General features: G+C 72.5%; 20 protein-coding genes. 15 read left to right on the plus strand and 5 right to left on the minus strand.

What is annotated here, in order from left to right; all coding sequences use genetic code 11:
- Positions 1-5: 5 nt before the first annotated feature.
- A complete protein-coding gene (locus tag HCN51_RS25380; protein ID WP_168012208.1) occupies positions 6-1,247 on the minus strand; it encodes a hypothetical protein in 1,242 nt (413 codons plus the stop codon).
- A 201-nt stretch (positions 1,248-1,448) separates the two neighbouring features.
- Here HCN51_RS25380 and HCN51_RS25385 point away from each other — a divergent pair, with 201 nt between their 5' ends.
- The 5 genes from HCN51_RS25385 (at position 1,449) to HCN51_RS25405 (ending at position 4,663) form a co-directional block, all read left to right on the plus strand.
- The gene (locus HCN51_RS25385; RefSeq protein WP_168012210.1) at positions 1,449-1,850 is read left to right on the plus strand and encodes a hypothetical protein; all 402 of its coding nucleotides are present in this window, start codon (positions 1,449-1,451) and stop codon (positions 1,848-1,850) included.
- A 138-nt stretch (positions 1,851-1,988) separates the two neighbouring features.
- Positions 1,989-2,264, plus strand: a complete 276-nt coding sequence (locus HCN51_RS25390) for a hypothetical protein (protein WP_168012212.1) — start codon at positions 1,989-1,991, stop codon at positions 2,262-2,264.
- A gap of 144 nt (positions 2,265-2,408) precedes the next feature.
- Positions 2,409-3,593, plus strand: coding sequence for a cytochrome P450 (locus tag HCN51_RS25395; protein ID WP_168012214.1), 1,185 nt, complete (start codon positions 2,409-2,411; stop codon positions 3,591-3,593).
- A gap of 18 nt (positions 3,594-3,611) precedes the next feature.
- Positions 3,612-4,391 (plus strand): HAD family hydrolase, encoded by a 780-nt coding sequence (locus HCN51_RS25400; protein WP_168012216.1) that lies wholly within the window; start codon positions 3,612-3,614, stop codon positions 4,389-4,391.
- Positions 4,388-4,663: a DUF4031 domain-containing protein gene (locus HCN51_RS25405; protein ID WP_168012218.1), complete on the plus strand. Its 276-nt coding sequence runs from the start codon at positions 4,388-4,390 to the stop codon at positions 4,661-4,663. The genes HCN51_RS25400 and HCN51_RS25405 overlap by 4 nt, the downstream gene beginning before the upstream one ends.
- On the opposite strand, the gene HCN51_RS25410 is transcribed toward HCN51_RS25405, so the two are convergent.
- A complete protein-coding gene (locus HCN51_RS25410) occupies positions 4,604-5,572 on the minus strand; it encodes an HD domain-containing protein (RefSeq protein WP_346433788.1) in 969 nt (322 codons plus the stop codon). The two genes, HCN51_RS25405 and HCN51_RS25410, sit on opposite strands and share 60 nt — an antisense overlap.
- A 105-nt stretch (positions 5,573-5,677) precedes the next feature.
- On the opposite strand from HCN51_RS25410, the gene HCN51_RS25415 reads away from it, so the two are divergent.
- Positions 5,678-6,847 (plus strand): alpha-hydroxy acid oxidase, encoded by a 1,170-nt coding sequence (locus HCN51_RS25415; protein ID WP_346433789.1) that lies wholly within the window; start codon positions 5,678-5,680, stop codon positions 6,845-6,847.
- On the opposite strand, the gene HCN51_RS25420 is transcribed toward HCN51_RS25415, so the two are convergent.
- The gene (locus HCN51_RS25420) at positions 6,834-8,972 is read right to left on the minus strand and encodes a discoidin domain-containing protein (RefSeq protein WP_346433790.1); all 2,139 of its coding nucleotides are present in this window, start codon (positions 8,970-8,972) and stop codon (positions 6,834-6,836) included. The two genes, HCN51_RS25415 and HCN51_RS25420, sit on opposite strands and share 14 nt — an antisense overlap.
- Positions 8,973-9,067: 95 nt before the next feature.
- Positions 9,068-10,252 carry an ROK family protein gene (locus tag HCN51_RS25425; protein WP_168012220.1) on the minus strand — a complete coding sequence of 395 codons (1,185 nt, stop codon included), beginning with the start codon at positions 10,250-10,252 and terminating at the stop codon, positions 9,068-9,070.
- Positions 10,253-10,396: 144 nt separating this feature from the next.
- On the opposite strand from HCN51_RS25425, the gene HCN51_RS25430 reads away from it, so the two are divergent.
- From HCN51_RS25430 to HCN51_RS25455, 6 genes are all read left to right on the plus strand, one after another.
- Positions 10,397-11,608, plus strand: a complete 1,212-nt coding sequence (locus HCN51_RS25430; protein WP_168012222.1) for an ABC transporter substrate-binding protein — start codon at positions 10,397-10,399, stop codon at positions 11,606-11,608.
- A gap of 25 nt (positions 11,609-11,633) precedes the next feature.
- Positions 11,634-12,569: an ABC transporter permease subunit gene (locus HCN51_RS62370; protein ID WP_168012224.1), complete on the plus strand. Its 936-nt coding sequence runs from the start codon at positions 11,634-11,636 to the stop codon at positions 12,567-12,569.
- A complete protein-coding gene (locus tag HCN51_RS61475; RefSeq protein WP_168012226.1) occupies positions 12,566-13,399 on the plus strand; it encodes an ABC transporter permease subunit in 834 nt (277 codons plus the stop codon). The genes HCN51_RS62370 and HCN51_RS61475 overlap by 4 nt, the downstream gene beginning before the upstream one ends.
- 10 nt (positions 13,400-13,409) lie before the next feature.
- Positions 13,410-15,371, plus strand: coding sequence for a beta-galactosidase (locus HCN51_RS25445; RefSeq protein WP_168012228.1), 1,962 nt, complete (start codon positions 13,410-13,412; stop codon positions 15,369-15,371).
- A gap of 102 nt (positions 15,372-15,473) precedes the next feature.
- The gene (locus HCN51_RS25450; protein ID WP_168012230.1) at positions 15,474-15,893 is read left to right on the plus strand and encodes a hypothetical protein; all 420 of its coding nucleotides are present in this window, start codon (positions 15,474-15,476) and stop codon (positions 15,891-15,893) included.
- 165 nt (positions 15,894-16,058) lie between these two features.
- Positions 16,059-17,303 carry a hypothetical protein gene (locus HCN51_RS25455; RefSeq protein ID WP_168012233.1) on the plus strand — a complete coding sequence of 415 codons (1,245 nt, stop codon included), beginning with the start codon at positions 16,059-16,061 and terminating at the stop codon, positions 17,301-17,303.
- A 4-nt stretch (positions 17,304-17,307) separates the two neighbouring features.
- Here the strand turns inward: HCN51_RS25455 and HCN51_RS25460 are convergent, their stop codons facing one another.
- Complete coding sequence (locus HCN51_RS25460; RefSeq protein WP_080036909.1) at positions 17,308-17,886, minus strand: RNA polymerase sigma factor; 579 nt, start codon at positions 17,884-17,886, stop codon at positions 17,308-17,310.
- Between the two features lie 179 nt (positions 17,887-18,065).
- Here HCN51_RS25460 and HCN51_RS25465 point away from each other — a divergent pair, with 179 nt between their 5' ends.
- From HCN51_RS25465 to HCN51_RS25475, 3 genes are read left to right on the plus strand one after another with little or no spacing between them, the layout of a single operon-like run.
- Positions 18,066-18,776 (plus strand): Crp/Fnr family transcriptional regulator, encoded by a 711-nt coding sequence (locus HCN51_RS25465; RefSeq protein WP_168012235.1) that lies wholly within the window; start codon positions 18,066-18,068, stop codon positions 18,774-18,776.
- Positions 18,777-18,798: 22 nt separating this feature from the next.
- Positions 18,799-20,082, plus strand: coding sequence for an oxygenase MpaB family protein (locus HCN51_RS25470; RefSeq protein ID WP_168012237.1), 1,284 nt, complete (start codon positions 18,799-18,801; stop codon positions 20,080-20,082).
- Complete coding sequence (locus HCN51_RS25475; RefSeq protein WP_168012239.1) at positions 20,082-23,312, plus strand: AAA family ATPase; 3,231 nt, start codon at positions 20,082-20,084, stop codon at positions 23,310-23,312. Before HCN51_RS25470 ends, HCN51_RS25475 begins: the two co-directional genes overlap by 1 nt.
- Positions 23,313-23,333: the final 21 nt, after the last annotated feature.

The following is a 23,333-nucleotide window of genomic DNA, read 5'->3' on the forward strand; positions in this document are numbered from 1 at the left end:
TCAGCCTACGGCTTGCCGGCCAGGATCCGCCCGTCGTCGGCGATGGCGGGGAAGGCGCCGGTGTCGACGATGCCGTGCTGCTGGTACAGCGCCTCGATGAGGGCGTGCGCCTGCGGCTCCAGCTTCCACAGCGCGCGGTACTCGCGCGCGGTGGGCAGCGGGATGCCGATCTCCTGGGCGATGTCCACGGTGCGCGGCACGATGCCCTTGGCGATCTGCCGGTCCCAGAACTCGCGGGCGGCCCGCATGCGCGCGGCCCGCTCGGCCGTGCTGACGACCTGGGGCGTCGTGTCGAACACCACGGCGTCCTCGTCCTCCTCCTCGACCAGCTCGGCCAGCGCGGCCGGCAGCGCGGGGCGGGCGGGCACGGGGTGGTGCTCGGCCTCGGGCTCCCAGGGGACGCGGGGGTCGGCGTCGATGAGCGCGGAGGTGTTGTAGAGGGCGGCGATCTGGGCCAGCAGGGCCTCCTGCCGCTGCGGGTCCACGGCCAGGCCGGTGTGCTCGACGGCCTGGTCCATGGCCTTGTCGAGCTTGGCGAGCGCGGCGCGCATCTTGCGCTCGGACGCGCCCGCCTCGCGCAGCGCCTTGGCCCGCTTGGCGGCCAGCGCGACCCGGGTGAGCCTGCGGTGGGCGTCGACCTCGCTGGCCGTACGGTCGCTGACCTCGGCCAGCCCGAGCCGGACCAGCAGCCGCTCGGGGGTGAGCCGCCAGTTGATGCGGCCGGTGCCGCGGATGCGGTGGCGCTCGATGGCCATGCCGCGCTCCCACAGCCAGGCGGCCACCAGCGGGGCGGCCAGGCGGAAGACGGCTTCGGGCAGGCTGCGCGCGTCCATGGAGGACAGCACGGCGGTCAGGCAGGTCAGGGCCCACACGGCGATGCCGTCGATGCCGGCCGAGAAGTTCTCCCGCATGTTGCGGCGGGCGCGTACGGCGGAGGTGATGATCGCGACCTCGATGAACGCGAACAGCAGTAACCGCAGCGGCCCGTTCATGCCCAGCACGTCCCCGGAGAAGCGCCACATGCCCTGCGCGGAGACGCCGGTGGCGATGGAGGCGGCCACGATGGTCAGCACGTCCTCGACGGGCCGCGGGGCGACGTACCTGCTGAACAACCAGGACACGGCGCGCCAGGCGACCCTGAGCACCAGGACCGCGAGCGCCAGGCCGATCAGGCTCAGCAGCGTGATGACGGCGGTGGCGAGCGGCTTCTCGGTGATGAAGGCTGTTATTTCCTCAAATGTCGGCATCAGTCACTATCCGTGAGGCTCAAACTCCGGCTCTATGCGACGAGATCATCGCAGAATGTCGCCATCTTGTACGCCAAACGCCGTCTGCTGCCCCACTTTGCCCACCTTTCACCGCAGATCAGGGGACTTGACGGCGCGTGTATCAGACCCGCGCCCCGCCCCTCTGCCGTCACAGGGGGTCCGACTCTGGGAGGGGGTTCCATGAAGATCTTCGGCCGCGAGCCCGCGCTCGCACTCGGCCTGCTGAGCGCGGGCCTGCAAATGCTCACAGCGCTCTTCCTGCCGCTGACGACGGCGCAGGTGGCGGCCATCAACTCGATCGCCGCGGCGGGCCTGGGCGTCTGGACGGCGTTCGCCACCCGCAACCTGGACGGGGGGCGCACCATCAAGGCGGCGGTCCTGGGCTTCGCGCAGGCGGCCATCACGCTGGGGCTGGTGTTCGGGGTGTCGCTGACGGACCAGCAGACGGCCTCGATCATGGCGTTCGTCGCCCTGCTGGGCGCCGTCCTCGTGCGCCAGCAGTCCACCCCGACCGCCACGGCCACGGTCCCCGCCACCGCCGCTGCGGCGGGCCCGGGAACGGCGGCGCCTCCCTCGTCGTGAGGGACGGCCGGGAAGGTCCGCGGGCAGGGGCCCGGCGCGGGCGGGGGCGCGCCGGCTTCCTGCCGTCCAGGTGACAGCCTCGATTCTCGCTGGTCGTGCTTGATGGGCGGGCGCACAATGGGACGCGAGGAGGGGAATGTGAGCAAGCGATCGCGAAGACGCCGCGCTCTCTCCAGTGGCGCGCCCGCGTGGCCGCCCGGCTTCGGCCCCGGCGAACCGCACTGGACCGAGCGTGACCACCCCCCGTTCGAGGATCCACCCGGAGGGACGGGCGGCGTGCGGGAGCCGCGCAGGCCCAAGCCCTCCCCGCCCGCCCTGGCGGCCGAGGCCGTGCCGCCCGAGCCGCCGGTTCGCGCCCGCGACCGCACGGAGCCGCCGCCCGAGGAGGTGACCCGGGCGTTAGCCGGAAGGTGAGCCTGCCCTGCCGTTCGCAAGGGCGGCGAGGGTGAGATGTAAATTCGTCCTTTCGGAGGGCTCCATTCACGGTTCCGGATGGGACCATCTATGCAGGGATTTATCCCAACATGGTGTGATGCATCCCAGCCAGGACGGATATCGATGTCAGAGACAGAAGAGTTCCCGCTCGTCCAGTTCATGCGCGACGGGTTCGACCCCGTGGGCGAGCTCGCGCGCATCCGGGCCGAGCACCCGGTCTTCCCCATGCAGATCCCGGGCGACCAGACCGTGTACCTCGTCACCCGCTGGGAGGACGTCCGCGCGGTGCTCGGCGACCACGAGCGCTTCAGCAACGACTTCGCGGGCGTGATCGGGCTCGGCTCCAACCAGGAGGACCCGGGCGGTCTCGGCTTCCGCGACCCGCCCGAGCACACGCGGCTGCGCAAGTACCTCACGCCCGAGTTCACCATGCGCCGCCTGCGCCGGCTGGAGCCGCGCATCGAGGCCATGGTGGCCGAGCACCTCGACCGCATCGAGGCCAAGGCCGCGGCCGGCGGGATGCCGGTGGACCTGGTGGAGGAGTTCTGCCTGCCGATCCCGTCGCTGGTCGTGTGCGAGCTGCTCGGCGTCCCGTACGAGGAGCGCGCCGACTTCGTCAAGATCAGCAAGGACCGCTTCGACTTCACCGCCGGGCCCGAGGCGTCGCTGCAGGCCATCAACGACGCGATGACGTACCTGGTGGACCTCGTCGCCAGGGAGCGCCAGAACCCCGGCGACGGGCTGCTCGGCCAGCTCCTGCGCGAGCACGGCGACGACCTCGACGACCGCACGCTCGCCAGCATGGCCGACGGCCTGCTCACCGGCGGCCACGACACCAGCACCAGCATGCTCGCGCTCGGCACGCTGTGGCTGCTGCGCAACCCCGAGCAGGCCGCCAAGGTGCGCGAGGTCGACGGCTACGTCGTGGACGTGGTCGAGGAGCTGCTGCGGTACATGACCGTCGTCCAGGTCGCCTTCCCGCGCTTCGCCCGCGACGACCTGGAGCTGCACGGCGTCCCCATCAAGAAGGGCGAGATGGTGCTGTGCTCGCTCACCGGCGCCAACCGCGACCCCGCGCTCGGCGCCGACATGGACGAGGTGCGCCCCGGCCGCGAGACGGCGGGCTCGCACCTGGCGTTCGGCCACGGCATCCACCGCTGCATCGGCGCGCCGCTGGCCCAGATGGAGATGCGCATCGCCTTCCCCGCGCTGCTGCGCCGCTTCCCCGGCCTGCGCGTCGCCGGCGAGGTGCCGTTCAGGGAACTCGCCATCGTGTACGGCGTCAAAGAGCTACCCGTCGCCTGGTAGAGCGGTTACGTTCGCTGTGTGACCGTCATCGACCTGACCGCGATCAGCGCCGTCGTCCTCGACACCGACGGCGTGGTCACCGACACCGCCCGCGGGCACGCGGCCGCCTGGAAACACGTCTTCGACGCGTTCCTGCGCGGCCGCTCGGCGCCGTTCGACATCCGCGGCGACTACCTGCGGCACGTCGACGGCCGCCCGCGCCTCGACGGCATCCGCACGTTCCTCGCCACCCGCGGCATCACCCTGCCGGAAGGCTCCCCCGACGACGAGCCCGGCGCGCCCACCGTGCACGGGCTGGGCCTGGCCAAGGACCGCCTCTTCATGGAGCAGGTGGACAAGTACGGCGTCGCCGCCTTCCCCGCCACCGTGGCGCTGCTGCACGAGCTGCGGCACCGCGGCGCCCGCACGGCCGCCGTGTCCGCCAGCCTGCACGGGCGCAAGTTGGTCGGCTCCGCGGGGGTCATGCACCTGTTCGACCTGATGGTCGACGGCAACGACGCCGCGCTGCTGAACCTGCCCGGCACGCCCGACCCCGCGCTCTTCCTGGAGGCGGCGCGGCGGCTCGGCCTGCCGGCGGCCAAGGTCGCGGTGGTGGTGTCGGCGCTGCCGGGGATCGAGGCGGGCAGGAAGGGCGGGTTCGGGGCGGTGATCGCGGTGGACGCCGCGAGCGGTGGGGATGCTCCGGGCGCTGAGGGTGTTCCGGGTGCGGATGGCGTCAGCGGTGAGGGCGTTTCTGCCGTGGTGTCCGATCTGGGGGCGATCGAGGTGCGTGGGCGGGTTCTACCCTTGACGTCGTGACCGTTCTCATCGATCCGCCCAACTGGCCAGGGCCGCGCGGCCTCATGTGGTCCCACCTCGTCAGCGACCACTCGCTGGAGGAGCTGCACGCCTTCGCGGTGCGGCTCGGGGTGCCGGAGCGGGCGTTCGACCGCGACCACTACGACGTGCCCGAGACCGTGCACGCGCGGGCCGTCGCCCTGGGGGCCGAGGCGGTCGGGTCGCAGGAGCTGCTACGCCGTCTCGTCGCCGCCGGGCTGCGCCGCCGCAAGCGCCGCCCGCAGCCGCGCTAGCTCGCCCGTCATGTTGGCGCGGGCGCGCTCCTCCCACAGGGCGCGGGCGCGGGGCGTGCGGTAGAGGGCGGGGGCGGCGAGCAGGCGCCGCAGCACCGCCGAACGGCCCTCCGCGAACGCGACGTCGGGGACGTGGGCGTACTCCTGGCGGATCGCGCGCGCGTAGCCGTCGTAGGTGAGGGCGGTCGCGGGCGTGAAGTCGCCGGACACCGGGCCAATCGCGCGCATGCTGTCGTCGGACGTCCGGCCGGTCGTCGGCATGCGGTCGCCGGAGGGTGGGGCGGCGAGGATGGCCAGGTCGGCGTCGCACAGGACGGCGCCGTTGCGGTCGCCGGGGCGGAGCGTGTCGTGGGCGGCGGTGAGGCGGACCAGCCTGGCCACCTCCGCCACCCGCTGCGCCGGGACGCCGCAGGCCGGCAGGCGGGCCTGGGCGAGCTGGGCGCTGCGCTCCTCGTCCCAGCCGGGGCGGCCGTCGTAGACCGCGTCGTGGAACCAGGCCGCCAGGCGTACCGCCGCGAGGTCGGCCGCCTCGTCGGCGAGGTCGTCGATCGCGGCCAGGACGGCGGCGAGGTGGGTGCGCGTGTGGTAGCGCCGGTGCGGCTCCGCCCAGCGCGCGACCAGCTCGGCCCCGAGCGCGAGCGCGGCGGCCGACCCACCGGCCACCGCCACCCAGCCCGCCCCGAACCCACCCCACGTGCGGTCGTGTGGGAGCGCGCCGCCCTGCGCGCGTGCCACCCCGGACGCGGGCAGGCCGTCGTGGGCGGGCGCAGCACCCGGCTCCGGCGCACCACCGTGCGCGGCCGCAGCATCACGTGGGAGCGCGCGGCCCTGAACGGGCGAGCCGGGCGCGGACGGGCCGCCGTCCGAGGGCGCGGTGCCCGGCGCGGGTGCGGGGTGGTTGGGAAGCACGATCCCACCGTACGCGGGCCGCGTGATGTTATCGTCCGAGACATCGGGACGAACGCGGACAAGGAGCCACGGCGCCTGCCCCGTTGGCGGGAGCTGCGCAGGATCGTGCCCGAGCGCCCCCGCTGGTCCAGGGCGGCGCGGGTGGCGGCGGCGGCCGATGTGGCGGAGCTGCGGCGGCTGGCGCGGCGGCGGACCCCGCGCATGGTGTTCGACTACGTGGACGGCGCGGCCGAGGGTGAGCGGTCGATGGCCAGGGCGGTGGCGGCGTTCGACCGGGTGGAGTTCGCGCCGCACGTGCTGCGGGACGTGGCGGAGGCGCCGACGTCGGTGGAGGTGCTGGGCAGGCGGATCGCGATGCCGGTGGTGCTGGCGCCGACGGGGTTCACGCGGATGATGCATCGCGGGGGCGAGCGGGCGGTGGCGCGGGCGGCGGAGCGGGCGGCGGTGCCGTACACGCTGTCGACGATGGGCACCACGACGGCGGGTGACGTGGCCGCGGCGGCGCCCGGCGGGTGGAACTGGTTCCAGTTGTACGTGGTGCGCGACCGGGCAAGGAACCTGGAGCGGCTGGCGCTGGCCGAAGCGGCGGGCATGGACGTGCTGGTGGTGACGGTGGACGTGCCGGTGGCGGGGGCGCGGCTGCGGGACGTGCGGCACGGCCTGACGATCCCGCCGTCGTTGCGCTGGCGGGGCGCGCTGGAGGCGGTGCGGCATCCGGCGTGGTGGTTCGACTTCCTGACGGGTGAGCCGCTCCGGTTCGCGACGGTGGAGGGCGCGCCGGAGGACATGGCGGGGCTGACGAACCTGATGTTCGACCCGTCGGTGACGGTGGCGGACCTGGAGTGGATCAGGGCGGCGTGGCGGGGGAAGCTGCTGGTGAAGGGCGTGCAGCGGGTGGACGACGCGAAGGAGCTGGCCGCCGTCGGGGTGGACGGGCTGGTGGTGTCGAACCACGGCGGGCGGCAGCTCGACCGCGCCGCCACCCCGCTGGAGCTGCTGCCGGAGGTGGTGGCGGCGGTCGGCGGCCGGACGGAGGTGTTCCTCGACGGGGGTGTGCGCAGCGGGGCCGACGTCGCCGCCGCGGTCGCGCTGGGCGCCCGGGCGTGCTTCGTCGGCCGCGCCTACCTGTACGGGCTGATGGCGGGGGGCGAGCCGGGCGTGACGCGGGTGCTGGAGCTGTTGCGCGCCGAGCTCGTGCGGACGGTGCAGCTGCTGGGGGTGAGCGGCGGGGTCGAGGGGCTCACCCCCGATCTGGTGCGGCTCAGGGGAAGCTGACGATCTTCACGGGGACGGTGGCGGTGCCCTGGGCGGCGGCTCCGGTGTTGTTGATGACGTGGTTGATGGTGCCGTTGCCGCCGAGTGAGACGGTGAGCAGGGAGTGGAAGCGCACGTTCGGGTTGACGGGCGCCTCGAAGCCGCGCTCGGCGACGATGCTCGGGTCGACGTTGAAGTAGCAGTAGGCGCCCAGCCCCCACGCCTCGTGGGCGGTGACGGAGTCGGCGACCTTGTAGGCGGCGTAGCCGCGGGTGGAGCCGTTCATCCAGGCGGCCTGGCCGGGCGGGTCGTAGGGCATCTCGTTCTGGAAGAAGACGGTGCGCCCGCGCTGCCCGTTCCAGATGACCTGGTACTTCTGGTAGTGCTCGACGAACAGCCCGTACGCGGTGACGTCGTCGCCGTTGACGATCAGGCCGGTGTCGGCGGTGTTGACGGTCCAGCCGATGCCGGTGCCGTGGTCGCCGCGCCAGGCCCAGATGTGGTCGATGAGGGTGTGGTCGCTGTTGACGACGAGGCTGGTCGTGGCCTTGCCGGCGTGGGCGCCGCCGATGCGGAAGAACACGTCCTGGACGGAGATGGGGTTGGCGGCGTGGGAGGCGGCGGATCCGGGCGGGCCGACCTCCATGAGGACGGGCGAGTTGACGCCGCCGGCGTCGAACAGCAGGCCGGCCACCCGGACGCCGTCCACGTCGGCCACGCGCAGGGGCACGACGCCGTTGTCGGGGATGATGGTGGCGTAGCCGAGGCCGAGCACGACGGTGTTCGGCCTGGTGACGTTGATGGTCTGGCCGACGTGGTAGATGCCGGGCGTGAAGAGCAGGTTCAGGCCGCCGGCGAGGGCGGCGTTGATGGTGGCGGCGGTGTCGGTGGGCTTGGCGACGTAGAACTGGGTGAGCGGGACGGAGGTGCCGGTGCCGGGCCAGCTCGCGCCGCGCGTGTTCTGCCGCAGGGAGGGGACGAAGACCTGGTAGGCGCCGGCGGCGTCCACGTACAGGTAGGGCTTCTCCCTGGTCACGGGGCTGTTGGCGAGCGTCGTGTACGGCGGTTCCGGGAACGACTGGGCGGGCGCGCCCTCGACGCCGGAGAACACCATGTTCCACACGCCGTTGAGCCAGCCGCCGATGGTGCTGTCGCGGGTGAACCACTGCTGCTGGGAGTACGGCTGCACGGTGCCGTCGATCCGGCTGTCGGCGATGTAGCCGCCGCTGGCCCAGCCGTACCCGGTGGGGGCGAGGTTGAGGTTGCCCCGGACGTGCATGCGGCGGAACGGCGCGGCCTGCGAGACGGCCCACTGGTTGGTGCCGCCGGGCGGGGTGATGGACAGGTTCTCGGCCGAGCGCCAGAAGTTCTGGGTGGCGTTGCCGCCGAACCAGCCGGCGTCCACCCGGACCTGGCCGTTGATGGTGACGTCGTCGGGGTTGCGGCCGAGGCCCATGATCGAGGTGTAGAAGCCGATATTGGCGTTGACGTTGTAGCTGCCGGGCTTGAACAGCAGGGCGTGGCGCTGGGTGCCGAACTGGTTGGACTCCATCTGGGAGAAGACGGAGTCGAGCGTGGACTGGATGCTCGACGCGGGCATGGACGGGTCGAAGACGTGCACGTTGGGGCCGAGGTCGCCGCCACCGGGCGGGGTCGTGGTGGTGGTGCGCACGGTCAGCTCCCACAGGGAGTAGCCCCAGCCGGTCGCGCGGGCGGTGCCGTGGACGCGGACGTAGCGGCCGGTGCCGGTGACGTCGAGGGTCTGGGTGCCGCCGGTGCTCGTGGTGGTGGCGTAGACGTCGGTCCAGGTGGAGGCGTCGGCGGAGACCTGGACGCGGAACGCGGTGGCGTAGGCAGTCTCCCACTGGAGCACGACCTGGCAGACGTCCTGGGACGAGCCCAGGTCCACCTGGAGCCACTGGGGGTCGCTGAAGGCGCTGGACCAGCGGGTGCCGGTGTTGCCGTCCACGGCGGCGGAGGCGGGGGTGCCGGCGTTCTCGGTGGAGGAGGCGGTGGCGGGGCGGCCCTGCGCGGCGTTGGCGGTGCCGCAGGCCAGGGCGGCCCGCGCGGGGGCCGTGACCAGGCACGACAGGAGTAACGCGGCCAGGGCGGTGAGGATGAGGGCGGGGCTTCTGCGGGGGTGCACTGCTGGACTCCTCACGAACAGGGGGTGGTGAGAGAGCGCTCTATCGAGCAGAGCGTGCCTGCGGCCCGGACTTATGTCAATGCTTGATTTAACTTCTACGCAATAGCGGGCGCCGGGTACGCGGCGTCCCCGAAGAACGGCTCGATCACCAGCGTCGCCGCCCCCAGCGCCACCGCGTCGGGCCCCAGCCGCCCCAGCACCACCGACTCCGGCTGGAACGGCTGCGCCTGCGTGTTGGCGGCGGTGGCGGCCCGGATCTCGTCGAGGAGCCGCCCGCCCAGCATCAGCCCCGCCCAGCCGCCGATCACGATGCGCTCGGGGTTGAACAGGTGCACCAGCGACGACAGGCCCGCGCCCAGCAGCTCGACGGTCTCCCCGATCACCGGCGAGCCCGACTCCAGCAGCCGGGCCAGCGCCGCCTCCTCGTCGGCGGAGTCGGCCTCGACGCCGGCGCGTTCGAGGATGGCCTCGGCCCCCAGGTACGCCTCCAGGCAGCCGCGCGCCCCGCACCGGCACGCCCGCCCGCCGGCGATCACCTTCAGGTGCCCGACCTCGCCCGCCGCCATGCCCGCCCCCCGGTAGATGCGCCCGCCGGTGACGATCGTGCCGCCCACGCCGGAGCCGACGAGCAGGATGACCGCGTCGCCGGTGCCCCTGCCGGAGCCGAACCACAGCTCGGCCTGCCCCATGGTCTTGGCCCCGTTGTCGAGGACCAGCGGCAGCGAGGTGCCGGCCCGCAGCAGCGCGCCGAGCGGCACCGCCTCCCAGCCGAACGTCTTGGCCCGCACCAGCCCGTCGGCTCCGGGCTCGACGATGCCGGGGACGCCGACGCCCACGCCGAGCACCTGCCCGGCCGGCACCTCGCCCTCGGCGATGACGGCGTCCACGCCGGTCAGGATGTGGCGGGCGACGAGCTCGGGGTCGTGCTTGGCCGAGCGGACCGCGTAGTGTGCCCTGGCCCGCACGTTCATCTCCAGGTCGAACAGCTCGACCTTGACCTGCGTCTCCCCCACGTCCACGCCGACGGCGTAGCCGTAGGCGGGGTTGACCTTGAGCAGGACGCGGGGCCGGCCGCCGTCGGAGTCGACCTGGCCCGCCTCGACGATGACGTTGTCGGCCAGCAGGTCGCCGGTCATCGTGCTGACGGTGGCGGCGCTGAGCCCGGTCTGGGCGGACAACTCGTTGCGACTGGCGGGGCCGCCGAAGTAGAGCGCGCGCAGCAGCATCGCCCGGTTCCCCCGGCGGAGGTCTCGTACGGTCTTCCGCCCCGGCGTGCTCATGCTCGTCCCCCGTTCCTTCGGCAGTCCGCCGCCATGTTAGTTCACGGCCCGAAGAACCTACGCGGCCGGTGTTACCCAAACGTTTCCTGACTTTCTTCGAGGCTTAGATTATGGTCTGGCCATCCCCCCGATGAGGAGATGGCAATGAGCCGAGGACTTGTGCGAGGCGCCGTCGTGGCGGCCCTCGTGAGCGGGCTGACCGCGTGTGGCGGCGGCACCGGTGGCCAGAGCGGCGGCAAGGAGCTGACGTTCTGGATGTACCAGGACCGCACCCCGCAGGCGGGCCAGGTCATGGAGAAGGTCCGCAAGGACTTCGAGAAGGCCAACCCCGGTGTCACCGTCAAGCTCGTCAAGATCCCCAAGGACGACTACAACACCAAGCTGGGCAGCGCCGTGGCCAGCAAGAGCGCCCCCGACGCGGGCATCCTCGACCAGCCGCTGGTCTCCAAGTACGCCCTCGACGGCACGATCAAGGAGGTGCCCGCCGGGCTCGTCCAGGAGGCCGACTACTACAAGGGCGCGCTCGACACCAACCGCGCCGGCGGCAAGCTCTACGGCCTGCCCCAGGACCAGACCACGGTCGCGCTCTTCTACAACAAGAAGCTGGTGCCGAACCCGCCGAAGACCTGGGACGAGCTGAAGCAGGTCGCCGCCCAGGTGCACGCCGCCGACGCGAACGTGGCCGGCATGAACGTGCCCAAGGGCGACGGCTACGGCGCCTGGATGTTCCCCGGCATCGTGCACGGCGCGGGCGGCGAGATGGTGGACGACGCCGGCAAGAAGGTGCTGTTCGACCAGCCGCCGGCCGTGGAGGCGCTGCAGCTCTGGGTGGACCTGCAGAAGTCGTCGCCCCGCAAGATCACCGACTCGGACAAGCCGTTCGAGAACGGCCTGGCGGCCATGACGATCTCCGGGCCCTGGGACGTGCCGACGATCCGCGAGCAGTTCCCCGACCTGGACTTCGGCGTGGCGCCGCTGCCGTACAAGACCGAGCCGGCCGGCAACATCGGCGGCGAGGACTCCGTCGTCTTCTCCACCAGCAAGAACCCGGACCTGGCGTGGAAGTGGCTGGCGTTCCTGTCCGACGCGGCCAACAACGGGGCCGTCGCGGACGCGTTCGGCGGGTTCCCCGTCCATCTGAAGGCGCAGGTCGTCGCGGGCGGCCCCGAGCAGGCGGCCTTCCTGGAGCAGCTCAAGGTCGCGCACGCCCGGCCCGCCGTGCCGCAGTGGATCCAGGTCAACGACGAGATCATCGCCCCGGCCATCGAGTCGGCGCTGACCGGCAAGGCCACCGCGCAGCAGGCGCTGAGCGACGCGGCGGCCAAGACCCGCTCCCTGCTCGGCTGGAACGGCTGACGTGGCCGCTCCCGTACTCGAACGGGTGACGACGGGACCCGGGAGGCGCGCCAGGCGCCGCCCGGGGGCCCGGCGCCGCGACCACCTGACCGGCTGGCTGCTGATCGCCCCGGCGCTGGCCTACTTCGTGGTCTTCCTGCTGTACCCGGCCCTGTCGGCGCTCTACTACAGCTTCACCGACTGGAACCTGCGCACCGAGGCGAGCTGGGTGGGCCTGGCCAACTACGCCGACCTGCTGTTCGACGACGTCAAGTACCCGCACTTCTGGAAGTCGGTCGGCGTCACCCTGCAGTACACGCTCGTCGCGGTGCCGCTGACGCTGGTCTCCGCGCTGGCGCAGGCGCTGCTGCTGAACGCGATCAGGCGCGGGGCGAACCTGTTCAGGCTGCTGCTGTTCCTGCCGGTCGTGACGGCGGAGGCGGCGGTGGGCGCGATCTGGCGCTGGCTCTACGACCCGCAGTACGGCCTGATCAACACGCTGCTCGGCCTGGTGGGCATCCCCGGCCAGAACTGGCTGAACACCCCGGAGCTGGTCATCCCGGCGCTGGCGTTCATCGCGGCCTGGCAGTGCGGCATCTCGATGATCATCTATCTGGCGGGGCTGAAGGGCATCCCCGGCTCCATCCAGGAGGCGGCCATCATCGACGGGGCCGGGCCGTGGCAGCGGTTCTGGCGGGTGACGTTCCCGATGCTCCGGCCGACCACGTTCTACCTGCTGGTGACGGGCGTGATCGCGGCGCTTCAGGTGTTCGGCCTGGTGTACGTGATCTTCTCGGGGAACGGGCGCAGCGTCACCGGCGGGCCCGAACAGTCGGGGCTGACGTACGTGCTGCACCTGTACCTGTTCGCCTTCCGCTACGACGCGATGGGCGCGGCCTGCGCGATGTCGTTCATCCTGCTCGTCTTCATCATGATCGTCACGGCGCTGCAGTTCCGGTTCGTCAAGCAGGAGGCGGCGTGAGAAAGGCTTCGATCTACGTCGCGCTGGTGCTGCTGGCCGCCGTGTCGGTGGTGCCGTTCCTGTGGATGCTGGCCACCTCGCTCAAGCACGGCCCCGACATCTACACCAAGGTGCCCAACCTGCTGCCGCTGGACAAGCGGACCGGCGAGTGGGCGGCCACCCTCGACAACTACGCCTACGTGCTCGACGTCGGCGGGCTCGGCGACGCCTTCGTCAACAGCGTCTGGGTGTGCGCGATCCTCGTGCCGGCCAAGCTGCTCATCGACGCGCTGGCCGCCTACGCGTTCGCGCGCATCCCGTTCCCCGGACGCGACAAGCTGTTCGTGATCATGCTGGGCGGCATGATGGTGCCCGCGATCACGCTGCTGGTGCCGCGCATCCACGTCACCCAGTCGCTGGGCATGTTGGACTCCGGGTGGGGGCTGATCGTGCCGAACATCGCCTCGGTCCTCGACATCTTCCTGCTGCGGCAGTTCTTCCTGTCGCTGCCCGGCGAGCTGGAGGAGGCCGCGCTCATCGACGGCGCCGGCCGGATGCAGATCTTCTGGCGGATCGTGCTGCCGCTGTCGAAGCCCGTGCTGGCGGTCGTCACCATCACCAGCTTCCTGTTCCACTGGAACGACCTGGTGTGGCCGCTGCTGGTCACCAACGACCCCGAGCTCTACACGCTGCCGCTGGCCCTGCAGCAGCTCGTCGCCAGCCCGGACGGCGGGCGCGCGTACTACATCATGGCGGGCGCCACGCTCGCCGTCCTGCCCGTGATCGGCGTGCTGCTCGTCTTCCAGCGCCGCATCCTCCAGGGCATCGCCTTCACCGGTCTCAAGAGTTAGGAACCCGACTGTGCTGATCGACGGGGTCGCCGTCATCGACGGCGTGCCGCGGGTGCTCGTCACCGCCGACTATCCGTACTACCGCGACGATCCGGCCGTCTGGGGCGACCGGCTGCGGGCGGTGCGGGACGAGCTCGGGATCGAGGTGATCACCTGCTACCTGCCCTGGCGGCACCACCAGCCGGAGGCGGGCACGGCCCCGGACTTCACCGGCCTGACCCACCCGGCCAGGAACGTCACCGGCTTCCTCGCGCTCTGCCACGAGCTGGGCCTGCGGGTGATCGCCAAGCCCGGCCCGTTCATCCACGCCGAGGTCACCTACGGCGGGCTGCCCGACTGGGTGTGCCCCGACGCGGACCCGGCCTTCGAGCCGCTGCTCGACGCCTCCGGCACGCCCGCGCGCTGGGCGGACGCCGCCGCACCCCAAGGCCGCCCGCTGCCCGCGCCGCTGGCGCCCGCCTTCCTCGCCAGGGCCACCGAGTGGCTGTCGGCCGTGGGCAAGGAGGTGCTGGACGGCGCCGAGGCGGTGATCGCGCTGCAGATCGCGAACGAGGGCGTCTACACCAGCGGCGCGCTGCCGCTGACCGCCTACGACTACAGCCCCTCCGGGCTGGCGTTCCACCGCGACCGGCTACGGGCCTGGTACGGGACGCCGCAGGCGTACAACGCCGTGCACGGCACCTCCTACGGCGACTGGGCGGACGCCGAGCCCCCGGACGCCACGTCGGGCCCGCTGGCCCAGGCCGACTGGGGGCGCTGCCACGCCGAGTACCTGGCCGAGGTGTACCGCGTGTGGGCGCAGGCCGTCGGCTCCGGCCTGCCGGTCCTGGTCAACCTCAACCCGCCGACCGTGCCCGCGCTGGACGACTGGCTGGCCAGGGTCAGGCCGGAGCTGTGGGGCGGCATCTCCTACGGGTTCACCAACTGGATGGGCGTCGTGTCGGCCGACCGCGACGCGCACGCCCGCTACGTCATCGCCGCCAAGCGCGCGCCGGGGCCGAACCTGGAGGAGAACTGGGGGTTCTCCGAGCTGTACGACCCCGCCTACATCGACGCGGCGACCAGCTTCCACCAGTCGCTGCTGGCGCTGGCGGCGGGCGCGACCGGCTTCAACGTCTACACGGGCGTGGCCACCTCGGGCTGGGGGCCGGAGCTGGACGCCGTGCCCGGGCCGTACCCGGACTGCCCGCCCATCGACGCGGGCGGGTCCGCCACCGTCAAGGCGCCGGTGGTGCGGGCGCTGGCGGGCTTCTTCGCCGTGCACGGCGCGGAGTTCCTGGAGTGCGAGCCGGTGCGGCGGGACGCGTTCGGCCTGTACCTGCCCTATGCCGGGATCGCGGCCCTGTCCGGGGAGCCGGACGGGCCCGGGTGCGGGCGGGCGCTGCGCGCCTTCCACGAGCGCATGCGGGCGCGCGGGCTGGACTACGCGCTGGTCGAGCTGGAGAGCGTGACGGCCGCGGAGCTGGCCGCCTACCGCTCGGTCACGGTGCCCGGCGGGCCGTTCATGCACCGGCGGGTGCAGGAGCTGCTGGCCGCGTACGCGCGCGCGGGCGGGCGGGTGCTGGTGGACGGCCCCCTGCCCGCGCTCGACGAGCACCTGTCACCCTGTGCGCTGATCACGCCGTCGGCTCCCCTCGCGGAGGTGGCGGAGGGGCTCGTGGTGCACGGCGAGGCCGACGCGTTCCTGCGCAGCCACCCGGACCGGGATGTGCACTATCTCGTCGTGCTCGTCCAGTCGGGCAACGAGGGGCCGATCGTGTTGCGGACGCCGTACGGGATCGTCGAGGTGGTCGCCGCGCAGGGCGGCGGCGCGGTGCTGCGGCTGGCCGACGGCCAGGTGGACGACCTCGTGATCAGGGGGCTGAACGCCTATCTCGGCTGCGCGGTGGAGGCCGGCGTGCGCCTGGACGGGGTGCGCACCGGCGCGTCCGGGCCCGGTGATCTCGCCCGGATCAACGGCCGACTTGTCTAGACGAAATCAGCACATACATCGATAGAAAGGACGGGTATTTCGCCGCCGGTGTCGTCGCTCTGCTCCTCACACGGGGACCCGCCCGCCCGAGAGGAGATCGCGATGGCATCAGGAGAGTTCCAGGTGATGAAGGTGCCGGCCGAGCAGCTGGCCGGCATGCTTCACGGCCAGGTTGTCGATCCCGGTGCGCAGCCCACGCACGTGGTCCATCGGGACGAGGGTTGGACCGTGGATGTGAGCTGGGAGGTCACCGGCGAGCTCGTCGACTGGCTGGCGGGATGCTGGCAGTTGGAGATCATCGCCGACCTGATGGGCGGTGGCGAGACCAGGCACCCCTCGCCACCGGTGGAGCTGACCTTCACCCCTGGCTCCGGCCGATATACCGCCTCGATCCCCATGCGCGGTCAGCTCGCCCCCGGCATCTATGACCTGGTGGTCAACCTCACCACGACGACGGCCGCGGGCACCTCGGGGGCGCTCGGCGGATTCGTCGTGATCAGCAAGGTGACGGTCAAGGAGTGAGGGGCGGTGATCGTACTGCAAGCACCCCGCAAGCGGGCCCTCCTAGGCTCCTGCCGCGGCCACGGGGAGAGACAGGGGCCGCCTGACTGTATCTGACGCCGACGGGGGCGCTCTTAACTCCGTGAGCCCTCCGCCAGGCGACGGGACCAGCAAACGGGAGACTCCATGTCCGACACTCCGATGACCGCGGATGACGTGCTGCGCATCGCGGCCTACAAGGACCGGAGCGCGGCACTCGAAGCCATGGTCATCGCCTACAGCTACCACCGCGTGGCCGCGGACCTCGCGGTGCACCTGGGCCGGGCGGCCAACAACTGGTACTGCTACGCCACCTGGACCTCCAAGGCGGTGGGCGAGAGCCTCGACCTCGGCCCGAATTCTCCGTTCATCGATGACTTCGGCCGCCGCCTGCGGGTGCCGCGCCGCTTCAGGCGGCTGTTCCGGGCCGCGCTGCTGACCCTGCTCGGGCCCAGCTACCAGCTCGGCCTGGCGCTGGCCAACCGCGCCATCTTCCTGGAGACGGCCAGCCTCGCGGTCAACCTGTGGAACGACGAGCCCGACCGCTACCTGAAGGTGAGCCCCGAGTCCGAGCTGACACCGACGCCGCCGGAGTTCCTGACGGACCTGCTGTCGCCGGCCGACCCGCGCTATCTCAAGGACGCCGCGCAGCTCATGGTGGAGGCGGCCAGCACCGAGGACCCGGCGGCGCGGGCGGAGCTGATGCTGGGCGCCAACATCGCGCTGTCGGCCTACGAGCAGGCCCGCGCGCAGGCGGCGCTGGAGCTGGTGCTCTACCGGCCGGTCCGCTGGCTGACCCGGGTGTCGTGGCGCTCGCTGCGCTCCCTCGTCACGCGCCGGCCCTTCCCCAGGTTCAAGCTGTACGCCGCGGCGCACGCGGACCAGCCGTGGCTGACCCGCAAGCTGGAATCCCTGTGGTCGGCGCTCTACACCCGCCACCTGTTCGCCGTCGCCACCCCGCTCAGCGACGTCAAAGTGGGCAAGCCGCTCACCGCCCCGGCGGGCGTGGACCTGGCCAAGGTGTGGGTGCCGATCCAGAACGAGAAGGTGCGCAAGCTCGCCGAGGAGTTCATCACCGAGGACCAGGAGGCGTCGACGGCCGGGGTGACCGACTGGGTGTCCTACCCCGACCGCATGCGCTTCATCGTCAGCTACTTCCGGGTCTACCAGACCGTGGACGCGCTCTACCGGGTGCCGTTCGACCAGGAGATCGCCGACGGGCTCGCCGAGGAGATGGCGCGGGGGCTCGTGCCCGAGGCCGTCAGCGGCATGCCGGCGCTACGCGGCAGGAAGTTCTACGCCTTCCCGACGGAGACCGACCCCGACGCGTACGAGATGGCGCACTTCGACTTCGAGCCGTTCCTGGAGGCGATCCCGCTGGAGCAGGAGTAGCCGATCAATCAAGGAAGTCGCGGGTGATCTCGCGGGCCTGAAGGAGCCCGCGCAGCTTCGCGAAACAGCGGGCTCGGGTGGGCCCGATGCTCCCGACCGGTCTGCCCAGCCTGCGCGCCACGTCCACGTAGTGGGGCTCGGAGGTTTCCGTGAGCGCTCTGAACAGCACCCTCTGCGCGGCCGGCAGCTCCTCGACCAGCTCCGCGAGCGTGCCGGCCAGCCAGATCCTGGCCAGCTCCCTGTCCACGTCGTCCGTGCTGCCCAGCGAGTCGAGGTCCGGCGTGCAGATCTCTCTCGTGCGCTTGGTCAGCTTGAGGCATTCGCGGAAGGCGATCGTGGCCAGCCAGCCCGCCATGCGCTGGCCGTCCTCGACGCTGCCGAGGTTCTGCCAGGCGAGCATCCACGTCGTCTGCAGGACGTCTTGGGCGTCCTCGTGGCTGAGCCTGAAGCGCCTGATACGGGCCTTCAGCATCGGGCTGAACTCCTCGACGAGCCGCTCCCACGCCCAGGCGTCACCCTGCTGGGCGGCGGACACGAGGTCCGCGGTCTCGAGCGGCGTGTCGAGCCGTTCCATGGTCTGCATGTCGATCTCCCCGCCGGTCCGGTTTCTCGGGGGGCCAATTCCGGCCGGCTACCTCACCGTGCGCCGGCTGATCCGAAAAGACTGTTCCGAAGGCAACAGTCCGGGTGTGGCGCTCGTCACATTCCGGGGATCGGGTTTCGTCTGCTGTCCCCTCCGTGAATGCGGCCTAGAGTTCTTGCATGAACGCGCGCAGCGGGGTTCCGTACGACGTCGAGCCGGTCGCGGCCGTGCTGGCGGAGATCCCGTTGTTCCGCGTGCTCGGGGAGAGCGGCATCCGGAGCACGGCGCGCGCGGGGGTGGCGCGCCGCTACCGCTCCGGGCAGATCATCTTCCATCAGGGGGATCCGGGAGAGTCGCTGTACGTGCTGCTCGACGGGCTGGTGAAGGTGGTCTTCACCACCGAGCACGGCGACGAGATCGTCCTGAACATGCTGCGGCGGGGCGACACGTTCGGCGAAATGGCGCTGCTCGACGGCTCGCCGCGCTCCGCCTCGATCGTGACCGTGCGGCCCTCCTGGGTGTTCGCGCTGCCCAGGGCGCGGCTGCTGGAGCTGATGCGGGAGCACCCGGGCCTGGCCGACGAGTTCCTGCGCCTGCTCGGCCGCATGGTGCGCAGGCTCACCGGCCAGGCCGCCGACCTGGCCTTCCTCGACCTGGGCGGGCGGCTGGCCAAGCTGCTGCTGGAGCTGGCGGGCAAGCACGGCCAGTCCGGCGACGTGGTGGACCTGCCCGGGCTGACCCAGTCCGACCTCGCCGCGCTGATCGGCGCGTCGCGGCCGGCGGTCAACCGGGCGCTGCAGTCGCTGGTGTCGAGGAATCTCATCTCCGTCCAAGGGCGGACGATCACGCTGCTGGATGTCGCCGCCCTGCGGAAAAGGGGCGGCCTCTGACCGACTGGGGAGTACGGGGTTGATGAACGAGCATGACGAGCGCTGGCCCGAGGAGCGGTTCCGGCAGCTCAGGCAGCAGGCCGACCCGGACATCGACAAGGTCGTGGCCGAATACCTCGAGGCGCAGCCCGCCGGCAAGAGCGCCCTCGACCTGCTGAAGTCCGTGGTCGCGGAGCTGGGGGCGGCCAAGCGGGAGGCCAGGGCCCCCTCGGGCGAGCCGCCGGCCTCCGAGATCTTCGACGCGATCGACTTCGCCAAGGACCTGCCCGACTGGGGCGACGACACGGAGCTGCTGGCCCGGGGGCAGGCCGTCTTCTCCGACTACGGGCTGTACCAGTCGGCGGCGCTGTTCTTCGCCTGCCTGCCGATGGCCTACGCCGAGGTGTCCAGCGCCAAGGTGCTGGCCGGCGTCTCCAACCTGGCCACGCACAGCCTCACCCGCCGGGTCGCGGAGACCGGGCAGATGCTCGTGGACGTGATGGGACTGAGGGCCGCCGACAGCCTCCGGCCGGGCAGCCCCGGGCACACGACCGCGATCGGGCTGCGCATCCTGCACTCGTTCGTGCGCGCCCTGGTCGCGGAGAAGTACGCCGACCGCTGGGACACCGAGCGGTACGGCCCGCCGGTCAACCAGGAGCTGCTGCTGGCCACGCTCTTCGACTTCTCCGTCGTGACGTGGGAGGCGATGGAGACCATGGGCGTGGTGCTGACCGACGAGGAGCGCACCGCCAACCTCTACACGTGGAGCGTCTTCGGCCACCTCATGGGCGTCGAGGTCTGCGGCGACGGCCCCCTCACGCTCGCCGACGTCGAGCCGGTCAGCGCCCGCCTGGGCCGCATGCTGGAGCCCAGCGAGGAGGGCCGCCGGCTGATGGCGATGCTGCTCAGGGAGATGGAGGCGTTCATGCCGCTGGGCTGGCGCAAGATGCCGCGCAGCCTGGTGCACTGGATCTTCCAGAACGCCTCGCACGGCGCCGACCGGGTGCCCGGCCTGCTCGGCGTGCCCCGGCCGGCCTGGTGGTTCACCGCCGGCTTCGCCGTGGCCCGCTCGGCCCACCGGCAAAAGTGGCTGGCGAGCCCCGTGGGCGGTGTGATTCGCTGGCTGGTACGCAAGGCCGGACGGCACATCGTGATCGCCATGATCGACCGCCACTCCGACGGGCAGGCGGCGTTCAGGATCCCCGACGAGCTGGCCCGCGCCTGGCGGATCAAGCAGTCGGCCCCGGCGGTCAAGACGCGCGCGATCCGCCGCACCGTCCGCAAGACGCTACGAGCGCCCGCGCAGGGGCGGAAAGGCCCGCGCTAGTGACCGGTCCGTATGAGCCCAGACGTGAGCCCGGCACGCTCACCACGGCGACCATCCTGTTCACCGACGTGGTGAGCTCGACGGCGCTGCGCATCAGGCTCGGCGAGGAGCGGGCCAACGTGGTCTTCCGCCGCCTCTACGAGCTGCTGCACTCGGTGGTGACGGCCAGCGGCTCCTCCTTCACCAAGAGCCTGGGCGACGGCCTGATGGCGGTCTTCGACTCGGCGACGGCCGGCCTCGACGCGATCATCGCGGTGCAGCAGGCCGTCGCCGACGAGAACGAGCGCGCCCTGGAGAAGATCTCCATCAGGGCCGCGCTGGCCGCCGGCGACGTCTGCTGGGGGCAGGACGACGTGAGCGGGCTGCCCACGGTGGAGGCGGCCCGCCTGGTCGCGGTCGCCGAGGGCGGCCAGGTGCTGTGCACCGACCTGGTCAGGCGGCTGGCGCAGGGCCGCAGCCGGCACGAGTTCAAGGACCTCGGGCGGCTGCCCGGCAAGGGGCTGCGCGAGCCGCTGCACACCTACGAGCTGCACTGGCAGAGCGCCGACCACCACCTCGGCGGCGGCCTGGCACCGTGGCTGGACGACGCCGGGCTGCTGCCCTTCGTCGGCCGCGAGGAGGAGCTGCGGGTGCTGGAGGGGGAGCTGGCGGCGGCCGAGTTCGGCAGCGGCCTGGTGATCCTGGAGGGCGAGCCCGGGGTGGGCAAGACGCGGCTGGCCTCCGAGGTGGCCAGGCAGGCGCTCAAACGGCAGTTCACGGTGCTGGCGGGGCGGTGCACGGATCCGGCGCGCAAGGCGTACGAGCCGATCGCGGGGGCGGTGGAGCGGCTGGCCCGCACCTCGCCCGCGCTGCTGCTGCGGGCGGGCGTGGACCAGCAGTGCGGCCAGCTCGTCCGGCTGGCGCCGTCGCTGGCGGCGCCGCCGCTGTCGCTGGAGGTGCCGCCAGCCACCGAGCCCGTCTCCGAGCGCTACCACCTGATGGCCGCCGCGCGCACGCTCATCGAGCGGCTGGCCACCGTGCGGCCCGTGCTGCTGATCATCGACGACCTGCAGTGGGCCACGCTGGAGTCGCTGCAGATGCTCAGCGCCCTCATGTGGGACGCCGACGCGCTGCCGCTGCTCGTACTGGCCACCTCGCGGCCCGTGCTGGTCGAGTCGGCCCCGCCGCAGACGCTGCCGGAGCTGCACAAGCTCACGGCGGGCGCGCGGGTCGTGCAGGTGCCCTCGTTCGGGCTCGACGAGGTGTCGTCGGCGCTGACGCAGGCGCGGGCCGGCAGCGACCCCGAGCGGCTGCACCGGATCACGGGCGGCAACGCGTTCCTGGTCAGCGAGGTGATCAGGGAGCTGGCGGCGGGCAAGGACCTCGACGCGCTGGCCGTCCCCGACTCGGTCACCCGCATGGTGACGGCCCGCCTGTCGCAGCTGCACCCCGACGCGCGCGACCTGGTCACCCTGCTGGCCGTCGGCGAGCGCATGACCTCGCCCGAGCTGCGCCGCGGGCTGGGCCTCGACGAGGCCAGGTTCGTGGCGGCGGTGGAGGAGGCCATGGGCACCGGCCTGGTGACCATGCTGGACAACGGGTCCTGCCACTTCTCGCACGAGCTGACCCGCGACGCGCTCTACTCCACGCTGTCGCCGCCGCGCGCCGCGCTGCTGCACGGGCGGGTGGCCGACGCCCTGCGCGAGACGGACCCGGGGGCCATGCGGGCGCGTCCGTACGTGGTCGCCGCCCACCTGGTGGCCGCCGCCGAGCAGGGCCGCGACCCGGCCCGGGTGAGCGCGGCGGCCGACGCGGCCGTGCAGGCCGCCCAGCACGCCCTGGCCGGGCTGGCGCACCGCGAGGCGGTCACCTGGTACCAGCGGGTCCTCGACCTGCTGCGCGACTTCCCCGGCACGTCGCTGGAGCGGCGCGCCGAGCTGCTGGTCGAGTGCGGCAGGGCGATGTGGCTGGCCGGGCATCCGGAGGCCAGGCGCACCCTGCTCGACGCCGCCGACCTGGCCAGGGAGTGCGGGCGGCACGACCTGCTCGTCACCGCCGCGCTGGGCGGCGACCGCGGCTCGGCCATCTCGGCCGCGCCCGACCGCGAGCGCATCGCGCTGCTGACCGAGGCCCGCAAGGTCGTCGACTCCACCGACGTCAGCACCCGGGCGCTGCTGGCCGCGCAGCTCGCCGCGGAGCTCATCTGGGCGCCCGACGGCGAGCGCCGCTTCGCGCTGAGCGACGAGGCGGTGGCGCTGGCCCGCAAGTCCGGCGACCCGCGCACGCTGGCGAGCGTGCTGGGCATGCGCAGCCTGACGATCATCCCGGCCGACCCGCTGCACCAGCGGCACCGCGACGGTGACGAGATGCTGGAGGCGGCCCGCCGCACGGGCGACGACCTGGCGCTGTTCCACGCGTACATGCAGCGCACGCCCCCGGTGCTCGACGGCGGCGACACCACCAAGGTCGCCATGCTCCTCGGGCAGGCCGACGAGCTGGCGCGCCGGCTCGGGCAGCCGCACCTCACCTGGCTGATCGGCTACTCCACGGCCGGCCTGACGCTCATGCAGGGCGACCTCGTGCAGGCCGAGGCGGAGGCGGAGGCGGCGCTGCGGCTCGGCTCCGAGATCGGCCGCCGCCTGGAGGCCATGGCCATCTACTCCGAGCAGATCCGCGAGATCAGGCGGCTGCAGGGGCGGCTGTGGGAGCTGGGCGAGCGGCTGCGCCGCGCCGCGCAGCGGCCGCGCGTGGATCCGGTGCACGCGGTGCTGCGCTACCTGTGCGAGCTCGGCGACGAGGAGGCCGGGCCGCTGCTCGACCGCATCCTCGCCTACGGCGGCGCCGCGCCGCCGCGCAACATGGCGCTGCGCTCCGCCCTCGACAACCTCGCCGTCGCCGCCGCCCGGCTCGGCCGGGCCGAGCTGGCGGCACGCCTGTACGACTCGCTGGCCTCCGGCGGTGAGACGTTCGGGCACGGCGCGGTCGCCCACCACTGCGGGCACCACTACCTGGCGCACCTGTGCGTGGCGATGGGCGATCCGGTGCGGGCCGGCGAGCACTTCGAGGCGGCGGCCGAGGTGCACGAGCGGCGCGGGGTGCCGCTCATGCTGGCCGAGTCCCTGCTCGACTGGGCGGACCTGCTCGACGGCGGCGACCTGGGCGGCCCCAAGCCGGGCGACCTGCGCGAGTGGTGCCGCTCGCTGCTGGCCGGGCGGGGCGCGCTGCTGCTGGAGCGCCGCGCCACCGCTTGAGCGGGCCCGTTCGGGCGGGCC

This window comes from Nonomuraea composti (genome assembly GCF_012034275.1).
GTDB classification, from domain to species: domain Bacteria; phylum Actinomycetota; class Actinomycetes; order Streptosporangiales; family Streptosporangiaceae; genus Nonomuraea; species Nonomuraea composti.

Excerpts from the sequence above, each read along its gene's own strand:
- HCN51_RS25380 (WP_168012208.1), bottom strand. The coding sequence starts at position 1,247 with ATGCCGACATTTGAGGAAATAACAGCCTTCATCACCGAGAAGCCGCTC.
- HCN51_RS25385 (WP_168012210.1), top strand. The coding sequence starts at position 1,449 with ATGAAGATCTTCGGCCGCGAGCCCGCGCTCGCACTCGGCCTGCTGAGC.
- HCN51_RS25395 (WP_168012214.1), top strand. The coding sequence starts at position 2,409 with ATGTCAGAGACAGAAGAGTTCCCGCTCGTCCAGTTCATGCGCGACGGG.
- HCN51_RS25425 (WP_168012220.1), bottom strand. The coding sequence starts at position 10,252 with ATGAGCACGCCGGGGCGGAAGACCGTACGAGACCTCCGCCGGGGGAAC.
- HCN51_RS25430 (WP_168012222.1), top strand. The coding sequence starts at position 10,397 with ATGAGCCGAGGACTTGTGCGAGGCGCCGTCGTGGCGGCCCTCGTGAGC.
- HCN51_RS25450 (WP_168012230.1), top strand. The coding sequence starts at position 15,474 with ATGGCATCAGGAGAGTTCCAGGTGATGAAGGTGCCGGCCGAGCAGCTG.
- HCN51_RS25455 (WP_168012233.1), top strand. The coding sequence starts at position 16,059 with ATGTCCGACACTCCGATGACCGCGGATGACGTGCTGCGCATCGCGGCC.
- HCN51_RS25460 (WP_080036909.1), bottom strand. The coding sequence starts at position 17,886 with ATGCAGACCATGGAACGGCTCGACACGCCGCTCGAGACCGCGGACCTC.
- HCN51_RS25465 (WP_168012235.1), top strand. The coding sequence starts at position 18,066 with ATGAACGCGCGCAGCGGGGTTCCGTACGACGTCGAGCCGGTCGCGGCC.
- HCN51_RS25470 (WP_168012237.1), top strand. The coding sequence starts at position 18,799 with ATGAACGAGCATGACGAGCGCTGGCCCGAGGAGCGGTTCCGGCAGCTC.